Source organism: Stenotrophomonas sp. STEN083 (assembly GCF_056759195.1).
Genome location: NZ_JBRRCU010000008.1, coordinates 54,185 through 71,333, shown reverse-complemented (window position 1 = coordinate 71,333; position 17,149 = coordinate 54,185). Strand labels below are relative to the sequence as shown.

At 60.3% G+C, this 17,149-nt stretch carries 15 protein-coding genes; 4 read left to right on the top strand and 11 right to left on the bottom strand.

Going from position 1 to position 17,149, the window contains the following annotated elements:
- Positions 1 to 38: 38 nt before the first annotated feature.
- From pdeM to ACVOK8_RS04470, 9 genes are all read right to left on the bottom strand, one after another.
- Positions 39 to 677, bottom strand: a complete 639-nt coding sequence (gene pdeM, locus ACVOK8_RS04510) for a ligase-associated DNA damage response endonuclease PdeM (RefSeq protein ID WP_481565767.1) — start codon at positions 675 to 677, stop codon at positions 39 to 41.
- Entirely contained in the window at positions 670 to 3,156 is a 2,487-nt protein-coding gene (locus ACVOK8_RS04505; RefSeq protein WP_481565766.1) for a ligase-associated DNA damage response DEXH box helicase, read from the bottom strand. The genes pdeM and ACVOK8_RS04505 overlap by 8 nt, the downstream gene beginning before the upstream one ends.
- Positions 3,153 to 4,757, bottom strand: a complete 1,605-nt coding sequence (locus ACVOK8_RS04500) for an ATP-dependent DNA ligase (protein WP_481565765.1) — start codon at positions 4,755 to 4,757, stop codon at positions 3,153 to 3,155. The genes ACVOK8_RS04505 and ACVOK8_RS04500 overlap by 4 nt, the downstream gene beginning before the upstream one ends.
- Positions 4,757 to 5,782 (bottom strand): ligase-associated DNA damage response exonuclease, encoded by a 1,026-nt coding sequence (locus ACVOK8_RS04495; protein ID WP_481565764.1) that lies wholly within the window; start codon positions 5,780 to 5,782, stop codon positions 4,757 to 4,759. Before ACVOK8_RS04495 ends, ACVOK8_RS04500 begins: the two co-directional genes overlap by 1 nt.
- A gap of 154 nt (positions 5,783 to 5,936) precedes the next feature.
- Entirely contained in the window at positions 5,937 to 6,560 is a 624-nt protein-coding gene (locus ACVOK8_RS04490; protein ID WP_481565763.1) for a GIY-YIG nuclease family protein, read from the bottom strand.
- Positions 6,561 to 6,567: 7 nt separating this feature from the next.
- Positions 6,568 to 7,473: a non-homologous end joining protein Ku gene (ku, locus tag ACVOK8_RS04485; protein ID WP_481565796.1), complete on the bottom strand. Its 906-nt coding sequence runs from the start codon at positions 7,471 to 7,473 to the stop codon at positions 6,568 to 6,570.
- Between the two features lie 551 nt (positions 7,474 to 8,024).
- Entirely contained in the window at positions 8,025 to 9,050 is a 1,026-nt protein-coding gene (locus tag ACVOK8_RS04480; RefSeq protein ID WP_481565762.1) for a DUF2268 domain-containing putative Zn-dependent protease, read from the bottom strand.
- Positions 9,051 to 9,570: 520 nt separating this feature from the next.
- Complete coding sequence (locus ACVOK8_RS04475) at positions 9,571 to 10,407, bottom strand: methylenetetrahydrofolate reductase (protein WP_481565761.1); 837 nt, start codon at positions 10,405 to 10,407, stop codon at positions 9,571 to 9,573.
- A 138-nt stretch (positions 10,408 to 10,545) separates the two neighbouring features.
- A complete protein-coding gene (locus tag ACVOK8_RS04470) occupies positions 10,546 to 11,481 on the bottom strand; it encodes a LysR family transcriptional regulator (RefSeq protein WP_481565760.1) in 936 nt (311 codons plus the stop codon).
- A 128-nt stretch (positions 11,482 to 11,609) separates the two neighbouring features.
- Here ACVOK8_RS04470 and msuE point away from each other — a divergent pair, with 128 nt between their 5' ends.
- From msuE to ACVOK8_RS04455, 3 genes are all read left to right on the top strand, one after another.
- Complete coding sequence (gene msuE, locus ACVOK8_RS04465; protein ID WP_481565759.1) at positions 11,610 to 12,197, top strand: FMN reductase; 588 nt, start codon at positions 11,610 to 11,612, stop codon at positions 12,195 to 12,197.
- Between the two features lie 72 nt (positions 12,198 to 12,269).
- Entirely contained in the window at positions 12,270 to 13,253 is a 984-nt protein-coding gene (locus ACVOK8_RS04460; protein WP_481565758.1) for a DUF1852 domain-containing protein, read from the top strand.
- 29 nt (positions 13,254 to 13,282) lie between these two features.
- Positions 13,283 to 14,311, top strand: coding sequence for a methionine synthase (locus tag ACVOK8_RS04455; RefSeq protein WP_481565757.1), 1,029 nt, complete (start codon positions 13,283 to 13,285; stop codon positions 14,309 to 14,311).
- Positions 14,312 to 14,437: 126 nt separating this feature from the next.
- Here the strand turns inward: ACVOK8_RS04455 and ACVOK8_RS04450 are convergent, their stop codons facing one another.
- Both ACVOK8_RS04450 and ACVOK8_RS04445 read right to left on the bottom strand, forming a co-directional pair.
- On the bottom strand, positions 14,438 to 15,001 hold the full coding sequence (locus tag ACVOK8_RS04450) for a dihydrofolate reductase family protein (RefSeq protein WP_481565756.1): 564 nt from the start codon (positions 14,999 to 15,001) through the stop codon (positions 14,438 to 14,440).
- 86 nt (positions 15,002 to 15,087) lie between these two features.
- Complete coding sequence (locus tag ACVOK8_RS04445) at positions 15,088 to 15,843, bottom strand: lysoplasmalogenase (RefSeq protein ID WP_481565755.1); 756 nt, start codon at positions 15,841 to 15,843, stop codon at positions 15,088 to 15,090.
- 203 nt (positions 15,844 to 16,046) lie between these two features.
- Between ACVOK8_RS04445 and fdhD the strand changes: the two genes are divergently transcribed.
- Positions 16,047 to 16,889, top strand: coding sequence for a formate dehydrogenase accessory sulfurtransferase FdhD (gene fdhD, locus ACVOK8_RS04440; protein ID WP_481565754.1), 843 nt, complete (start codon positions 16,047 to 16,049; stop codon positions 16,887 to 16,889).
- The last annotated feature ends 260 nt before the right edge of the window (positions 16,890 to 17,149 follow it).

Sequence of the window (17,149 nt, the reverse complement as noted above, 5' to 3'; positions counted from 1 at the left end):
CAGCCCAACGACCGACGGCAATGCGCTGACCGACGCTGTCAGTCGAGCTGCACGAGATCTTCTCCGTTGCAGAGCACGCTGCCCCGCGCTTGGCGATGCTCAACCCGTAGGCCGCCAGTAAACAGGGAGAAGGCTGGCAGGACGGTGCAGCGATTGCGAATCCAGAACAGCGGATGCGCGCTCAGCGCAGGCAACTTGAGCACCGGGTGCAGATGACCGCAAAGCGTGTGACCAGGCGCGCTACCCGGCTCCTCAGGTGCGTGGCGGAAAACGAAAGGACCATCGCAGGTACCGTCGGGAATCAGCTCCACATTCGCGGCTCCGGCATCCAGAGCACGATCATGGTTACCGGGCACGACAGCCATTGCCAGCTGCGAGTGCGCTTGGCGGAACTGCTGCCAGACCGCGTCGCTGCCCTCTGAACGGGCACCATGTAGAAAGTCACCCAGAACCCAGAGCGAAGCCGCCCCGGTCACGTCCAGCAAGGTGGTCAGACGCGCAAGGTCACTGCGAGTACCGCCGCTGGGAACCGCGATTCCGGCACGGCGCATTACCGTACCCTTGCCAAGATGCAGGTCGGCCACGATCAGCCGTTGTCGCGCCGGCCAATAAAGTGCACGGTCCGCCAACAGCGTAACCGCCTCGCCTGCTAGCACCATTTGCAGGTGTTCAACCATGCCGCGCTTCCAGCAACTGCGCAGCCCGACGGACGCGTTGCTTCCAATCCTCAGTGCTAAAACTGCCACGCCTGGATTCGGCCCAGAGCGGGAAGGCCAGCGGGGTCAACGTGCGTGGTTGGGCGAACAACAGCGTGCGGGTGGCGCACTCGTCCACGACACGCTGCAAGGTCGCAACGTCCAGTTGCAGTTCCAGTACTTCGCGCTCGGCCTGACGCAGCAGCATGTGTCCGGGATCATATTGGCGGAGCACGTCATAGAGCAGGCTGCTCGATGCCTGCAGTTGGCGAAGGCTACGCAGGGCGCGACCCGGAATTGACGGTGGCAATAGTCCTGCGACCCGGGCGATCTCCCGGAACTGCCTTCGTGCCAGTTCGCTCATGTTCACTGCCTCCTGCAGGTCCTGCAGCAGCGCGTCCGGCACCAATAGAGCGGCCACGTCGGCTTCATCCAGCAACGGGACGGATGTCGCCGTCACCACCAATCCATAGTCGTTCACTGAAAAAGAGAAGGTAGCCGCTGCACTTCGGCTCCAACGCAAAGCAAGCACGGCCGCGAGTCCTTCATGCACCGCCCTGCCCGCGAACGGATACAGGAAAAGATTCAAGCCTTCGCGTGTTTTGATCTGCTCGACCAGCAATTGGCCGTGGCCTGGCATCGCGGACAGCTGGGACTGCAATACCAGCAACGGGCGCAAGGCTCGCAGTTCGGGCGTCGCTGGCGGGTTGGCCAGCACCTCCGCTACGTGTGCTGCCAGGTCCGTGGACATCGGCATTCGCCCGCCTTGCCATCGGGGGACCACGCCGCCGCCTTGCTTCGCTGGCCGCACATACGCCGTCATGTCCTGCAAGCGCAGCAGGCGCAGGGTGCGACCGGCAAACTGGAATAGATCACCTGGACGCAATCGGGACAGGAAGCTTTCTTCCACGCTACCGAGTGCGCCACCACGTGCCATGCGTACCAGCAACGCACCATCACTGCTGATCGTGCCAATGGAAAGCCGGTGACGAAGGGCCACGCGGCGATCAATCACCTTATGGATGCCATCCACATCGCGGATGACGCGGCAATATTCAGGGTAGTGCTGCAGGGCGTTGCCACCCTGGGTGATGAACTGCAGTACCTGCGTCCAGTCATCCAGTGACAGGTGGGCAAAAGCATGGGTTGTCCGCACCTCCGCCAATAGCTGATCAGGATCGAAGCCGCCAGCCAACGCGAGCGTCACGCAATGTTGCGCGAGCACGTCCAGCGACGTTGTCAGCGGCCGCCGCGACTCCACGTCGCCTGCACGCAGCGCCTGCCGCACCGCCGCGAACTCGGCCAGTTCAAGTGCATGCGTTGGTACGCAGACGATGCTGCCTGCCTCACCTGGTCGGTGCCGTGAACGTCCAGCGCGCTGCAGCAGCCGCGCCATGCCTTTGGGACTTCCCAGCTGGATGACCTGGTCCACAGTCGGGAAGTCAACGCCAAGATCAAGGCTGGAAGTAGCCACCACGCAGCGGATACGTGCTTCCCGCAATCCCTGCTCTACCTTCCGCCGCAATCCCAGATCCAGCGAGCCGTGGTGCAGCGCCAGTTCCTCGTCATCTTGCAGCCAGACCGCTTGCAGCGCCTCGTACCACAGCTCTGCCTGGGCGCGGGTGTTGGTGAACAACAAAGTAGTCCGCGCCTGTGCGATCTGCTCCACCACCGCCTGCACCTGTGACAGGCCAAGGTGTCCTGCCCATGGGAAGCGTTCACCCTGCAATGGCAGCAGGGTCTTCATGTGCAGGGTTCGCGGTGACGCAGCGCGTACCAACGCAGCATCGGGCAAATGCGGAAGCAGCACCTGCCGTGCCTGCTCAAGATTGCCCAAGGTCGCAGACAGCCCCCAGATGCGCACCAACGGACGCCGTTCACGCAGTCTGGCCAAACACAGCTGCAGCAGAACGCCGCGCTTGTTATCCAGCAACGCGTGCCATTCATCGACGACGATCGCCTGAAGATGGGCGAGCTGATCCAACGTGTCGGGATGGCTCAGCAGCAGCGCCAATGACTCTGGGGTTATGACCAGCACATCCGCCTTGCCCTGCCGCGCCAAGCGCTTGTCGCGGCTGCTGGCGTCGCCGGTGCGCATCGCCACCGTCCACGGTAAGCCCAACCCCTCAATAGGTTGGCGCAGGGCCTGAACGGTGTCGCTGGCCAGCGCACGCAATGGCGTGATCCACAATACCCGCACGCGCGCATGGTCAGTGCGGCGCCGTTGCGTACGCTTTCCCTCACCCGTCGGTAGCTCCATCATCGCCTGCAGCAAAGGGCCACCGATCATCGCCAGCGTCTTGCCGCTACCGGTTGGCGTCACCAGCAAGCCCGACTGCCCCTCGCGGTAGCGCCGCCAGACCTCCCGCTGGAACGCGGCGGGTTTCCAGCCACGCAGCGCGAACCATTGCGTCAGCGGCTGTTCGAAGCGCTTTATCCCGACAACACGCCCGGGGTTCACTGCGCCACCGCACGCAGGCTCTCAAGCAGGTCGGCTTCGTTGGCAGCTTTGTCGCGGCGCCAACGCAGGATGCGCGGAAAGCGAACCGCCACCCCGGACTTGTGCCGTGCCGACAGATTGACCCCCTCGAAGCCGAGTTCGAACACCTGCAGCGGCTCGACCGCCCGTACCGGGCCAAAGCGCTCAGTGGTATGCGCTCGTATCCAGCGATCAAGCTCAAGGATCTCCTTGTCGCTCAAGCCAGAGTACGCCTTGGCAACCGGCACCAGCTTGTCGCCATCCCAAAGACCGAAGGTGTAGTCGGTGTACAAGGTGCTGCGGCGCCCGTGGCCGCTTTGTGCGTAGAGCATGACCGCGTCGATGGTGAGCGGATCCACCTTCCACTTCCACCAATCACCGCGCTTGCGCCCATGTCGGTATGGCGACTGCAGACGCTTGAGCATGAAGCCTTCAACTCCGCGCTGGCGTGCTTCATCGCGCAGCTGCGCGGCCGCATGCCAATCCTGCGCGTGGATCTGCGGGGAGAGTTGCAGCAGCGGAGAGTCGTGCCTGCTCACCAACCCGGTCAGCAGCTGCCTTCTCTGCCGGAGCGTCTGTTCGCGCAGATCCCGCCCATCCAGCTCCAGCAGGTCATAGGCCAACACCCGCACAGGTGTCTGCGCCAGCACCTTCGGTCCTGGCTTGCGCCGTTGTATACGTGTCTGCAAGGCGCTGAAGGGTAACGGCTTGTCCTCATCGCCACGCCACGCCAGCAATTCTCCGTCAATGACGGCATCCTGGCTGAGCCGGGCCAGGTCTGCCTCGATCTCCGGGAATCGCCCGTCCATGCGCTCCTCCCCGCGTGACCACAGCACTATGTCGCTGCCACGGCGGATCAGCTGCACACGAATCCCGTCCCATTTCCACTCCAACAACCAATCCTCGACGGGCCCCAACGAGACAGGTTCGCCCTCAAGTGCGGAGGCAAGGAAAAAGGGATAGGGCAAGGCGGTATCACCGGGCTGTGGCCCGCCGGCGAGTAACGATTGCATGAAGCCCGCGGTTGGCGACCTGAAGCCAAGCATACGTTGCGCTATCAACGAAACATCCAGCCCGGTCAATTCCGCAAGCGCCTGCTGTACCAATCCCTGCGATACGCCGACTCGCAACGCGCCGGTCAGCAGTTTGTTGAAGACAAACCGTTCACGCATCGGAAGCTGCCGCCATGCGTCGACTATCACCGCCCGGCGCTGTTCCGGCGGCGCGTTGGCCGCCGGCAGAAGCCGCTGCTGGATCCATTGCCCAAGCCCGATATCGACTGCTGCAGCAGCTGGATCATCCAGCAACAGCGCCAGCGTCTCCGCCAGATCACCTACCTGCTCATAGCTGGCTTCCACCAACCAATCCGGCAGTCCGCTCTCCTGCGCCGCCCACTGCCGCAGCTCAGCACTGCTGGCGATACGCGCTTTCGCCCCACCCACCTTTCCCCCGGTCAACAACCACAGCGCCCACACCGCATCTTCGATTGGCGCGTTGCGGAAGTAGTCGACCAACGCGGCGCGTTTTTCCAGTAACGAAGTGCTGCGGTCCAGCCGCTGGTACAGGGCAGCGAACGTGCGCATCAGTCTTCCTCGCCACGCAACAGGGCGAAAGTGGTGGTCTTCAGTCCACCCTCGTTGAGCGCACGTACCAAGGCATCGGTACTGCCGTGGGTAGCAATTACATGGCGCGCATCGGCTTGCCGCACGGTCTGTAGCAGCGCAGGCCAGTCGGCATGATCGGACAGGACGAAGCCGCGATCATAATTGCCACGACGGCGGTTGCCGCGCAGTTGCATCCAGCCAGAAGCGAAGCCCTGCTGGGCCCGCCGGAAACGGCGCAGCCAGCTGCTGCCTGCTGCTGAAGGCGGTGCGATTACCAGACGCCCGGCGAACTCAGCTCCCTTGGCTTCGTCGGCCACACGTTGGGTTTCAATCATGGCCACCCCGGCGCGTCGATAAACCTGAACTCCTGCATCCACTGCACCGTGCAGCCATACCGGTGCCGTCTCACCCAGCGCCAGCAGCTCGGCAAGCACCCGCTGCGCCTTGCCCAAGGCGTAGCAGTACAGGATGGCCGCTTCTCCCTGGGCTGCACACTCATCGCGCCATGCCGCGATCTCTGCTATCACCGTTTGGGTTTCGGGCCAGCGATAGATGGGTAAGCCGAACGTACATTCGGTAATGAACGTATCGCAGCGCACCGGTGTGAACGGCGTGCAGGTTGGATCAGGCTGGCGCTTATAGTCACCGGAAGCGACCCATACCTGCCCGTCTACCTCGACCCGCACCTGGGCAGACCCAAGTACATGGCCTGCTGGGTGCAACGACACCGTCGCCGCCCCAAGCCTGAAAGGCTCGCCGTAGGCATGGCAGACGTAATGCTGGATACCCAGGCGCCATTCCAGGATAGGCAAGCTGGCGGTGCTGAGGTGATAGCAGCCCATGCCAGCACGCGCATGATCGCCGTGCCCATGGGTGATGACCGCACACCCGACCGGCCTGGACGGATCGATGTAGAAATCACCTGCTGGGCAATACATGCCCTCGGGTCTCAGTACGATGAGATCGCCGTTCGCCACGCACGTTCCTTCGATTGAGCTGGGCACAATTTGCCATGGCGAGGGTAAGGCGTCATGAGGCCCAGCCTTGCGCCCGTCACGCAGAAACAACAACAAAGGTGCGGACCATGAGTGCCGCTCAGGTGGTTGGCGATCACCAACACCCGCAGCGGGGCGGATTGGGCGCCTGCGTGATTCTCGATCATGATGGCGAAAGGCTGTTGCGCTGGTGCCAAGCCTGCAAGGCCGGTGAGACCGCGCCTTCCAAGGAAAGCTGCAGCACGATACAAGCGTCCAACGCGTCCCGCAGCGCGGCCAACGTTGGAATCTTCCAGGCCGCGTGCCAGTTCTCGACCGCCCCCAGTTGTGCAACCAAGCTGCGCTCCAGGCCATCCAGTTGATCGCGCCAGGGCAGCAACTGGTCGGCAACCCAGTTCGATAACGGCGCGTGAACCTGAAATCCCTGCGCCGCCAGTTCCTCCCGCGCGGCTACCAGCTGCACGGAGGCGCCACGGAACCATTCCGTACCGCCACCAGCGCGTGAAGGCACTTCGATTGGCGCAGGTGCTGCATGGAGTCTCAATAGCCGCTTCAAACGTGTTTCCCAACTACGCGCTTCGCCTATGGATTCGGCCTCCACCAACCAGCCTTGCCTCAAATCGAAGAAGTCGTAATACCTGCGGGAGAACGCCTGCAACCGAACCAGAGGATCCCGCGCGATGCCGAGCTTGCCAAAGTCCTCACCGGCAACCGGAAACAGGTACAGAAACGACCGTCCTCGCGGGCCCGTTCCCAGCCCATCCAGTGGCACGATTCGCCGGCTCATGGGGCTGTCAGGACGTCTTGCGTACCGCCTTCTTGGCAGCCTTCTTCGCGACCTTTGCGGTGGACTTCCGGGCAGGCTTCTTGGCCGCTGGCTTCTTTTCGGCCGGAGTACGGCGATTGCTCTCAAGGCTCTTCTGTAGCAGCGCCATGAAGTCGACGACATTGGTCGCTGCATCTTCGTGACCGTCCGCTTCATGGTCCACGATCTTCGTGGTTGCCCCCTTCGCCTTGATCCGCTTCTTGATGATCGCCTCCAAGCGTGTACGGAACTCGTCGTGATACGTCTCAGGCTTCCAATGCGCCTCCATGGATGTGATGAGATCCTTGGCCATCTGCATTTCTTTCGGTGCGATGCGATAGTCACTGGGTTTGCCGGTGGGTAGCTTGTAGTCGTCCGGTTCGACCAACTCCTGCGGGTAGCGCAGCATCATCAACACCAGCGCATCATCTTCAGGAACAACGGCACACAGATACTCACGAGTCCGAATAACTACCCGCGCTACGCCAACCTTTCCGGTGCTTTTCAGTGTCTCACGCAGCAGTACATAACCCTTCTCCGCCTTCTTTCCAGGTACCAGGATGTAGGGCTTCTCGTAGAACCGCATGCCAATCTCGTCGCGGTCGACGAAGGCTTCCACATCAACCGACTCATGTGTCTGTGGCGCAGCAGAGGCAATATCCTCCTTCTCGACCACCACATAGCTGCCCTTGTCGTACTCAAATGCCTTGACGATATCCTTCCAGGGCACCTCTTCACCGGTATCGGCGTTGACTCGTTCGAAGCGGATTGGCTTCTTGTCGCGGGAATCCAGCATGCGGAAGCTCAAATCCACGCGTCGCTCGCCAGACATCAGCGAAACGGGAATGTTCAACAAGCCAAATGACAGGGTTCCAGTCCAGATAGGGCGTGCCATGGCGACCTGGCCGATGAAGGTGAGGTCCAACGCTCGCCAAGTCCACCTAAAATCTCTGTGAAGATGTGGTTACAAAAAATAATGAATGCGCAACCACTTCAGCCACTTTTGAACAACGCCGCTTTGCAGAAGCGACGACATGATTCTTCGCAGGGCGACGTCGCGACAACTGCGCCCGATGCCGCCTCCTGCTCCCCCCTCGGCCGGACCAGCGTTAGCTTTCGGCCGAGGGTCGCCGGGCCCCGCGGAAACGGGGGAGCCGCTCCCTTCCTACGACCGCAGCACAAGAAGCGCAGCGCCATTGGAAGGCCCCGACCTGGAATGGTTGGCAGGCCGCGAGCTTATTGCACCTCTGTGTAGCGCAGATCCCGGAGTATCAGTTCCGCGCCTTGTTCTGTCGTACAATTTTGCTGATTAATGACGCGATCAAAGAAGATGAAAGCCCCTCGGAACGCAACCAGCAGTCCGTTCGAGATCTTTGTTCCAGCAATAGCTAGCGCTTCAATCAATCCATTGAGAAAGCGGATTATCTCTACAGGAACCAGCTCGCTCTATGGAGACTCAAGCTGGCTATCACCCGAACCGGCTTTCTGCGCAGACAAACGTTCTGGCGTCCATCCACTCATGGCCAGGAACTCCTTCGCATCCCTCATCGAGATAATTGTCCTCAAGGCCTGGCGCTTGTCAGCGGCCTTGGAATAATAGGTCTTCGCAATTCGGTAACCTACCCAGTAGCCTAGATCACCGGGTTTCGAAGGGGTCGAGTTGTACAGCCATTTGGACAGATCGGTCGCATCCATGTCGGGAACGAAGGCCTGCTCGATTTCAGCCTCACGCCCTGCCACCAGGTCTGCCATATAAGCGTACGCGACGTCACCAGTGAGAAGCTCGGTCACAAACTCGGCTGAACCTTCGACCAGCGACAAATCAAGCACGGTCGGCTGGGGTTTGTCGGTAAGCTCCGGCACCTGCTGCACATGAACAAACTCATGCACCATTACGCGTACGAATCGGTCTTCAACATCGGGGTTGATGAAGGCTGTCGCACAAAGCGCTTCAAGGCCAATATTGATTCCATCGTTCGGGCCCGCCACCGCTACAGGGCGCCCTCGCCCCACAGAAACAGTGACCGCTGGAAAGCTTGCGTCCGCGTACAGCTCGGCGAAACGGTTCAAAGCGGCGCCGACTCTCGCTTTCACCTGGGGGAGTACAACAGCGCATTGACGGGCCTGATCGTAGATTTCGGGACGATCGGCAATCGTCTTGGCAATGCGTTCTCCAGTGATATTGCGGATCTTCGCAAAGTGCTTCAGGCCATCTGAGCCTTGATCCAGATACTCGCGCTGCAGCTGGTCCGCCGAAGGATGGCCGCCGGCAGCGTCATATATCCTATAGAAGCGCTCGACATCGTCAGTAACCACTGTTGGCTCGGCGTTAGCCGAAAACGCTGACATCAGCAGGGCACCCAGCACGGCGACTTTACAGATTCTGCGTACACCGCTGGAGTGGCGATATAGGCGATGACTATGATCAGTCAACGAAACCTGTATTGCGCAATTTTGAGAAACATGAATCATCCTCTTCCTCTCCCACCTATCCGAGCATGTGCTAGAGGTAGCAGCCTCTCCCCTCACATGCAAATTTCTGAAACAGATCGCCTCAGTATTTTGCACACTTCCCAACTTGTGAGTAATCAAAGATCCGCCGGTGTTTTTGCCGCTACAACCCTCATTTGCAGGCACTGTGAACGACATTGTCCCAATAGCTGGACATGGCAAGGTCGCGTTTGACCCCCGCCGCCTCATAGGCAACTGCACGTCCACGCCGCGCTGATTCACAAGCGTTTGAGCGCCTGGGACCGCCCATGCCGCCAGAAACCGAAGCCGCTGCGCCGCGGTCATTCGCGTAGCGCTGGTCAAACTGCCGTCGCATGCGTTGGATCCGCCATTGCTCGCGATTCGTTGTTTCGGATACAGGCGCCGCATCTGCCCTCCCTCGACGTCACTGGCTGCACGTTCAATGGAGCATAGCCCGGTATTCCGGCTGTTTGATCGCAGCAGCCCTCATCCGGCGACAGCTTCGCCATGCGTACCCCAGCTAGTGACGCCCGCGATACTGCTCTACCCATTCCACGGACTGTGCGATACCGCCGAATGGAAAGATATGCAGGCGGACCGTTCCATGTGCTTCGGTCAGCCCGCTGGCCAGGCGGTCGACAAAACGATCAGGCCCGGCCGTTCCAAACAGCTTACCGATCGAGATGCCGTACTTGGACCAGATCGACGCGCTCGCGCTGACGCCGCACATCGCGGCGTAGCGTGCGAGCACCACAACACCTGCTGGACCTGGCACGCCCACACGCACCGGGTACTCGATGCCGCGCTCGCGCAGTGCCGAAAGCCAGGTCAATACGATATCGGCATCAAACCCAAACTGGGTGACGATCAGCGGCGCCATGCCTCGGCCTTCAATGCTGCTGCACTTGCGTTCAAGCATCTCCCAGCGCTCGCTTTCTTTCATTATCGGGTGGCCTTCAGGATGCCCTGCCACTCCAACGAGCTTGATACCTGAGCGTTCGAGCACACCCGTTTCAATCAATGACGCGCTATCCGCAAACGGACCTTTTTGGTTTGGCGAGTCTCCGGCAATCACAAAGCAACGCTCGACACCGGCCTCATCAGATGCACGACTGATGAACGACTCCAGCTCAGCGAGCGAGGCAATGCGCCTTGCCGGTACATGCAACATGGGTTCAAAGCCCAGTCCACGAACCGTTGCGGCTGCAGCCAACCGGGCTGCGTTGTCTTCACCCGGCAGGTAGGGAATGAAAACGGTCGATCCGGATGCGATCCGGGCTGCTGCTGCGGTCAGCGCTGGAAGAGCTTTTGCGCTCACTTCCAAGGAGGAACCAGCGGTGATGTCGTTCACGTACATGGGTATATCGGGATGATTCAAGGGTCTTACCGTAATAGCTTTCAAGTGAGCGCTCCGCCCCGCTCGCTGGTTGAGCGTACCAGGTGCCGGTGAACCGCTTGCTTGTGGTGTGCGTCAAGCAGCGGCAGTGGTCTGCATTCAACGACGCGGCTTGTTGTCGGCCGCCTCTTCAATGCTCGAAGTAGCCACCGCGGTTGAATGCCGAGCCAGTTCGATGAAAGCTCGCACGTAGTCGATGCTGGTGTCCGTCTCACGTGCACCGAGGAAGATCTGCTTGGCGATGCCGCGTGCGCCCAGCCGCACCGGCACCACGTCCATTCTGCTTGCATACTCCTCCACCAACCAGCGTGGCAGTGCCGCCACACCGCGGCCGCTGGCCACCATCTGCACCATGATGTCGGTAGTTTCGATGGCTTTGTGCCGTCTGGGGGTGATGCCCGCAGGCAGCAGGAACTGGCTGTAGATATCCAGGCGCTCGATATCCACCGGATAACTGATCAGTACCTCGCGGGTAAGCTGCGGCGGCTTCACGTACGCCGCCGACGCCAGTGGATGGTCTTTGGCTACGACCAACACCTGCTCGTAATCGAACACGGGCTCGAACTTCAGGCCCGGCTTGAACAAGGGATCGGGCGTCACCAGCAGGTCGATCTCGTAGCCGAACAGCGCGCCGATTCCGCCGAACTGGAACTTCTGCCTGACATCCACGTCGACATCCGGCCATGCCGCCAGATAGGGCGACACCACCTTGAGCAGCCACTGGTAGCAGGGATGGCATTCCATGCCGATGCGCAGCTCGCCGCGCTCGCCCTGCGCGAACTGGCCCAGCCGTTCCTCGGCCAGGTCCAGTTGCGGCAACACCCGGTTAGCCACCGCCAACAGGTACTGCCCGGATTGGGTAAGCCGCAGGCTTCGACCCTCGCGTAGCCAGATGTCAGTACCCAGCTGCTGTTCGAGCTTGCGGATGCTGTGGCTCAGGGCTGACTGGGTCAGGTTCAACACGCCCGCTGCGGCCGTCAACGAGCCCTGCTTTTCGACCTGTTGGACGATGCTCAGATGGATGCGCTCAAGCATATGAATGAATTTTCTTCATGGAATTGTGAAATTAAACCATTTTACGTCATGGAAAACCCCAACTAGGATCGAACCTCACCAGCAGCTCCATTCAGCTGGCTGACGATCCCGCCCCCAAGAAGGCAGAAATGACTCACCCTCCCCCACTTCGCGTCGTCGCGGTCTCCGGTGGGCTGCACCGCCCCTCCAAGGCCGCAGCCCTGGTCGAGCACCTGTCGAACCTGATTGCAGCCGAGGTTCACTGCGAAACCCAGCTTGTCGAGCTGGGCCAGCTCGCCCCGCACATGGCCGGCACCGTCAGGCGCAGTGAGCTGCCGGATACGCTGGAGCTCGCTCTGTCAGCAGTCGAGCAGGCGGATGTTCTGGTGGTGGCCACGCCGGTCTACCGCGGCTCGTACACGGGGCTGTTCAAGCACTTCTTCGACTTTGTCGACCAGGACGCGCTGATCGACACACCGGTTCTGTTGGCCGCCACAGGCGGCAGCGAGCGCCATGCGCTGATGATCGAACACCAGTTGCGGCCACTTTTCAGTTTCTTCCAGGCGCGCACCTTGCCGCTGGGCGTGTACGCGACCGACAAGGACTTCGCCGGCCACACGTTGGGCAACGAGGACCTGATCCAACGCGCCAGGCTGGCAGTCGAGCGCGCATTGCCGGTGCTCGAACTGACTCGCCCCATGGCCACAAACATCACCCGAACCATCGCCGCAGCCTGACAGCGATTCCCCCTGCCGAATCAGCAAGACGCTGTGCCGGCCCTCATCCGCAGAACCTACGGTAGCGCCCCCATGAAAGAAAGCTTTGAGTTCAGCATCAAGCGCATCAGCTTCGATGAAAACTACCAGCCATTGGACAGTACGCGGCTGACGACCAACTTCGCCAACCTGGCCAGAGGCAATAGCCGCCAGGAAAACCTGCGCAATACGCTGAAGATGATCGACAACCGGTTCAACAGCCTTGCCGATTGGGACAACCCAATGGGCGACCGCTATGCCGTCGAGCTCGAGATCATCTCCGCCGAAATGGAGGTTTCCGGCGCAGGCAAGGCAGATGCGTTTCCGCTGATCGAGATACTGAAAACGACCATCGTAGACAGCCGGACCAAGGCGCGCATCGACGGAATCGTGGGAAACAACTTCTCTTCCTACGTGCGTGACTACGATTTCAGCGTGCTGTTGCCGGACTACAACAGCAACCGGACCGCTTTTGCCGCACCGGATGATTTTGGCGACCTGCACGGAAAGCTGTTCAAGCACTTCGTGAACTCGCTTGCCTACAAGGAAAATTTCAACAAGCTTCCGGTGATCTGCATCAGCGCGTCCAGCAGCAAGATCTACCACCGCACCGCCAACCAGCACCCGGCGCTGGGCGTGGAGTACCTGCAGAACGAGCTGTCCTCAACCGACCAGTACTTCGCCAAGATGGGGATGCAGGTCCGTTTCTTCATGCCGCCGGACAGCGTTGCGCCGTTGGCGTTCTATTTCTTCGGCGACCTGTTGGGCGACTACACCGACCTGGAACTGATCGGCACCATCAGCACGATGGAAACCTTCCAGAAGATCTATCGGCCCGAGATCTACAACGCAAACTCTGCGGCAGGAAGTGTCTACCAGCCAAGCTTGAAGCATCAGGACTACTCACTGACAAAGATTGTCTATGACCGTGAGGAACGCGGTCAGTTGGCAATCAAGCAGGGACGTTTCACCGAAGAGAACTTTATCAAGCCTCACCGCCAAACGCTGGAACAGTGGGCCGCCGCCCGCGCGCTCTGATCACTCCAAGGAATACGAAACAAACCGCCATGAAGAAATTGTTGCCTACCTCAACCGCCGGCAGCCTGCCAAAACCCATCTGGCTTGCCCAGCCGGAGAAGCTCTGGTCGCCGTGGAAGCTGCAGGACGAAGAATTGCTTGAAGGCAAGCAGGATGCACTCCGCCTCTCGCTGCACGAACAGTTGCAGGCAGGTATCGACATCGTCAGTGATGGTGAGCAGACGCGCCAGCACTTCGTCACCACCTTCATCGAACACCTGGACGGCGTTGACTTCGAAAAGCGCGAGACCGTGCGGATCCGCAACCGTTACGACGCCAGCGTGCCAACCGTCGTAGGCGCTGTCAGCCGGCAGAAGCCGGTATTCGTCGAGGATGCCAAGTTCCTGCGCCAGCAGACCAAGCAGCCGATCAAATGGGCGCTGCCCGGCCCGATGACGATGATCGACACGCTCTACGACGACCATTACAAGAGCCGCGAAAAGCTGGCCTGGGAGTTCGCCAGGATTCTCAATCAGGAAGCCAAGGAACTGGAAGCTGCGGGCGTCGACATCATCCAGTTCGACGAACCCGCCTTCAATGTCTTCTTTGACGAAGTTAACGATTGGGGTGTTGCCGCCCTGGAGCGCGCGATTGAAGGGCTCAAATGCGAGACCGCCGTGCACATCTGTTACGGCTACGGCATCAAGGCCAATACCGACTGGAAGAAGACCCTGGGCTCGGAGTGGCGCCAGTACGAAGAGTCCTTCCCGAAGCTGCAGCAGTCGAACATCGACATCATTTCGCTGGAATGCCAGAACTCGCATGTGCCCATTGACCTGATCGAACTGGTACGTGGCAAGAAAGTAATGGTGGGCGCGATCGACGTGGCCAGCGATATCATCGAGACCGCCGAGGATGTGGCCACTACCCTGCGCAAGGCACTGCGGTTTGTGGACGCAGACAAGCTCTATCCGTCCACCAACTGCGGCATGGCACCGCTGCCCCGTCATGTGGCCAGAGGAAAGTTGCAAGCGCTCAGTGCAGGTGCAGAGATCGTGCGTCGCGAGCTGTTGGCCTGAGTTGTGTGGCCCGGGTGAGCATGCAGGCCGCCCGGGCTATGAATTCGATAACCGTCAGAAGCGAGTATCGAGGTCTAGTCGAAATGTCGATTGGGCCGTAGAAACGCAATCTTCCGCCGCACCCGGTTATGAACCGCACGCACGCCGGTAGTGCATGGCGACTGCGCCGTTGTGAAGTGGCGTCGATGAGATCAGCTCCAATCGTCGCGTATGGTTCAACCCGCGCTGGTACAGAGTTGGCCCGTGCCCGGCGACCCTGGGGTGGACGAGAAACCTGTACTCGTCGATCAGATCGAGCCTGTCCAGCTCGGTAGCGAGCATGCCGCTACCGAGAAGCACCCCGGCCGGGGTCGCATCCTTGAGTTTCTGCACGCTCGTGCGCAAGTCTCCAAAGATATGGTGGCTGTTGGTCCACGGGAAGTCCGTTCGCGTGGACGACACCACGTACTTCGGCTTTGTCTCCAGCTTGACGGCCCATTCGCGCATCGCCAGCGTGGCCTCTTCATCGCCACGGGCGACCCCCAGCCAATAGGCCTCCATCAGCTCGTAGGTCACGCGCCCCCAAAGCATCGCCCCAGCATCGTCCATCAGACGACTGAAGAAAGCGTGGGTCTCGTCGTCGGCGATTCCCTCCTGGTGGTCGACACAACCGTCGAGGGTGATGTTCAGGCAGAAGGTCAGAAGTCCCATGCGAGCTTGCTCAGAGTTGGTCGCTCCATTGGATTATCGCTTGTCGGCGGACGCATTGCAGCACCGGGCCAGCATCCATGCTGTGATCAGCCAGCACTTGCATGCCCCCCGGTAACTGACGTTGCCAGGATGATCTGGGCAACATAGTAGAGCGGCAACCCCCAAATCTTGTTGCTGGCACCCGGTGCGACGAAACGATTGCGGGCAACAGCGACGTCCGAGATAGCAAACATCACCGCAGCAGCTGCAAGCTGCCACATTCCGGAGGCAGCGCTTACGGCGATCGCCAGCGCGCACATGGCAACAATAGCTGTCACGTATGCCGCAACCGCGACGCGATAGAAGGCTTTCAAATGGCTCCAAAGCCATGCGACTACCGCGATTCCGAGACAGCTCATGACAGCGAACGCTATCGCCAGTGCGGTACTTGCGATAGGAAGCGATGCGAACGCCATCGCGTAAGCAACATGCGCAAGCAGGAAGCTGGCGAGGCCAAACAGGAAGAAGCGACTCTTCTGAGACAGCAGGAAGACATCACCCGTCCAACTAAGCCCGAGCCCCAGCAGGATCAATAGACCATAGGTCGATGCTGTCGCGTCGAGCTGAAGCGCCAATGCCAGGAAGGCCGTACTGGCGACGATTTTCAGCAAGATCTTGCCGACTTTCCAGCCGCGGTACTCGCATAGGACCAGGGCGGCACAGGCACCAAGGCAAACGATTATCGTGGAGCTTGTTGCGGTCACCATGGTGATCTTTGTTTCCTCAACGCTGCAAAGATGTCCAGCTATGAAGCCGGTACGAAGGTGTGAACTGGCTGCCGCGGTGAGGGCAGCCTCAGGCAATCGAATTTCCAGTCGGCCATCGGGTCAAGATTGCCTTGGCCAGTGCCTCACAGGCAATCGGCCCGATCTCGACCGGCTGGCGGTAGCTTCCGTGTTACTGCACCCACCTGGGCGCGCCGGTCACATGGTTGAGCTATTCTTCGACCCAAGAAGTGTGCTCCAGAACTCCACATCGCCCAGCCAACCGTCAGGTCGCCGCCCGCATGTCCAGAGTCGATCCAGCTTCTGTTGACGAAACGCCCATGGGAGTCGCCGCTAGACGAACGGTCCGCTGGTGCAAGGGCCAGCGGAGCCAGATCGTCGACAGCGTCGCCGAGGAAGTCCCTGTTGCGATGCGTTACAACGATGCACCCTTCTCGGTAATGATGGCCACACCATCAGACCTTGAAGATTTGGCACTGGGCTTTTCCCTGACTGAAGGCCTGATCGCGAATGCTTCCGAGTTGATCGGTATCGAAATAAGCCCCTGCATCGAAGGCATCGAGATACATATTCAGGTGATCAGCTCGGCGCCGGCGGCTTCCCTGTCAGCCAACTCGAGCCGGGCGCTACCCGGGCGTAGCGGATGCGGTCTGTGCGGCGCACGACTGCTGGAAGACGTCGTGCGCCTGACACCACCGATTGAAAGAAGCGCGACATTTCCTGTGGCCTCATTGCGGTTGGCGCTGTCATCTCTTCCTAGAATGCAGCCCATGAACCTGGCTACCGGTTCCACCCATGCCGCTGCCTGGGTGGAGTTGGACGGTCGGATATCACATGTTCGAGAGGATGTGGGTCGGCACAACGCGCTGGACAAGCTGATCGGCGGCCTGCGTCGAGGGTCTATATCGACCGAAGCAGGCCTTGTTCTCATATCGAGTCGGGCCAGTTATGAAATGGTGAGCAAGGCGGCGCACGCTGGCATCGCCGTTGTTGCGGCAGTTTCTGCGCCGACGGCACTCGCCATCGACCTGGCGAACGCGGCGGGCATCTGCCTGATCGGCTTCGCCCGGCGTGATCGATTCAACGTGTATTCGCATCCCGAGCGATTGCTTGGATTTGAATAGGGTTGGCGACGCCGAAAAAAAAGGGCAGAACGATGGCAGAACGTCCCTGGCCGGAAATCACATGAAAACAACATTCGCACGCTCAGTGTTGCAGCCGTATCTGGAAGTGTCGCGTTGCCTGGGATGAAATCCTGGTGCCACCGTTTGTGAGCTTCGCTTGATGATCACTTCGTCTCGACTGAGTTCTACAGTGCTGGCGAAAATCAGACGTTCCATAGGCGCATCCAAGTAACACAGACTGATCGTCCTCGTCGGCCACC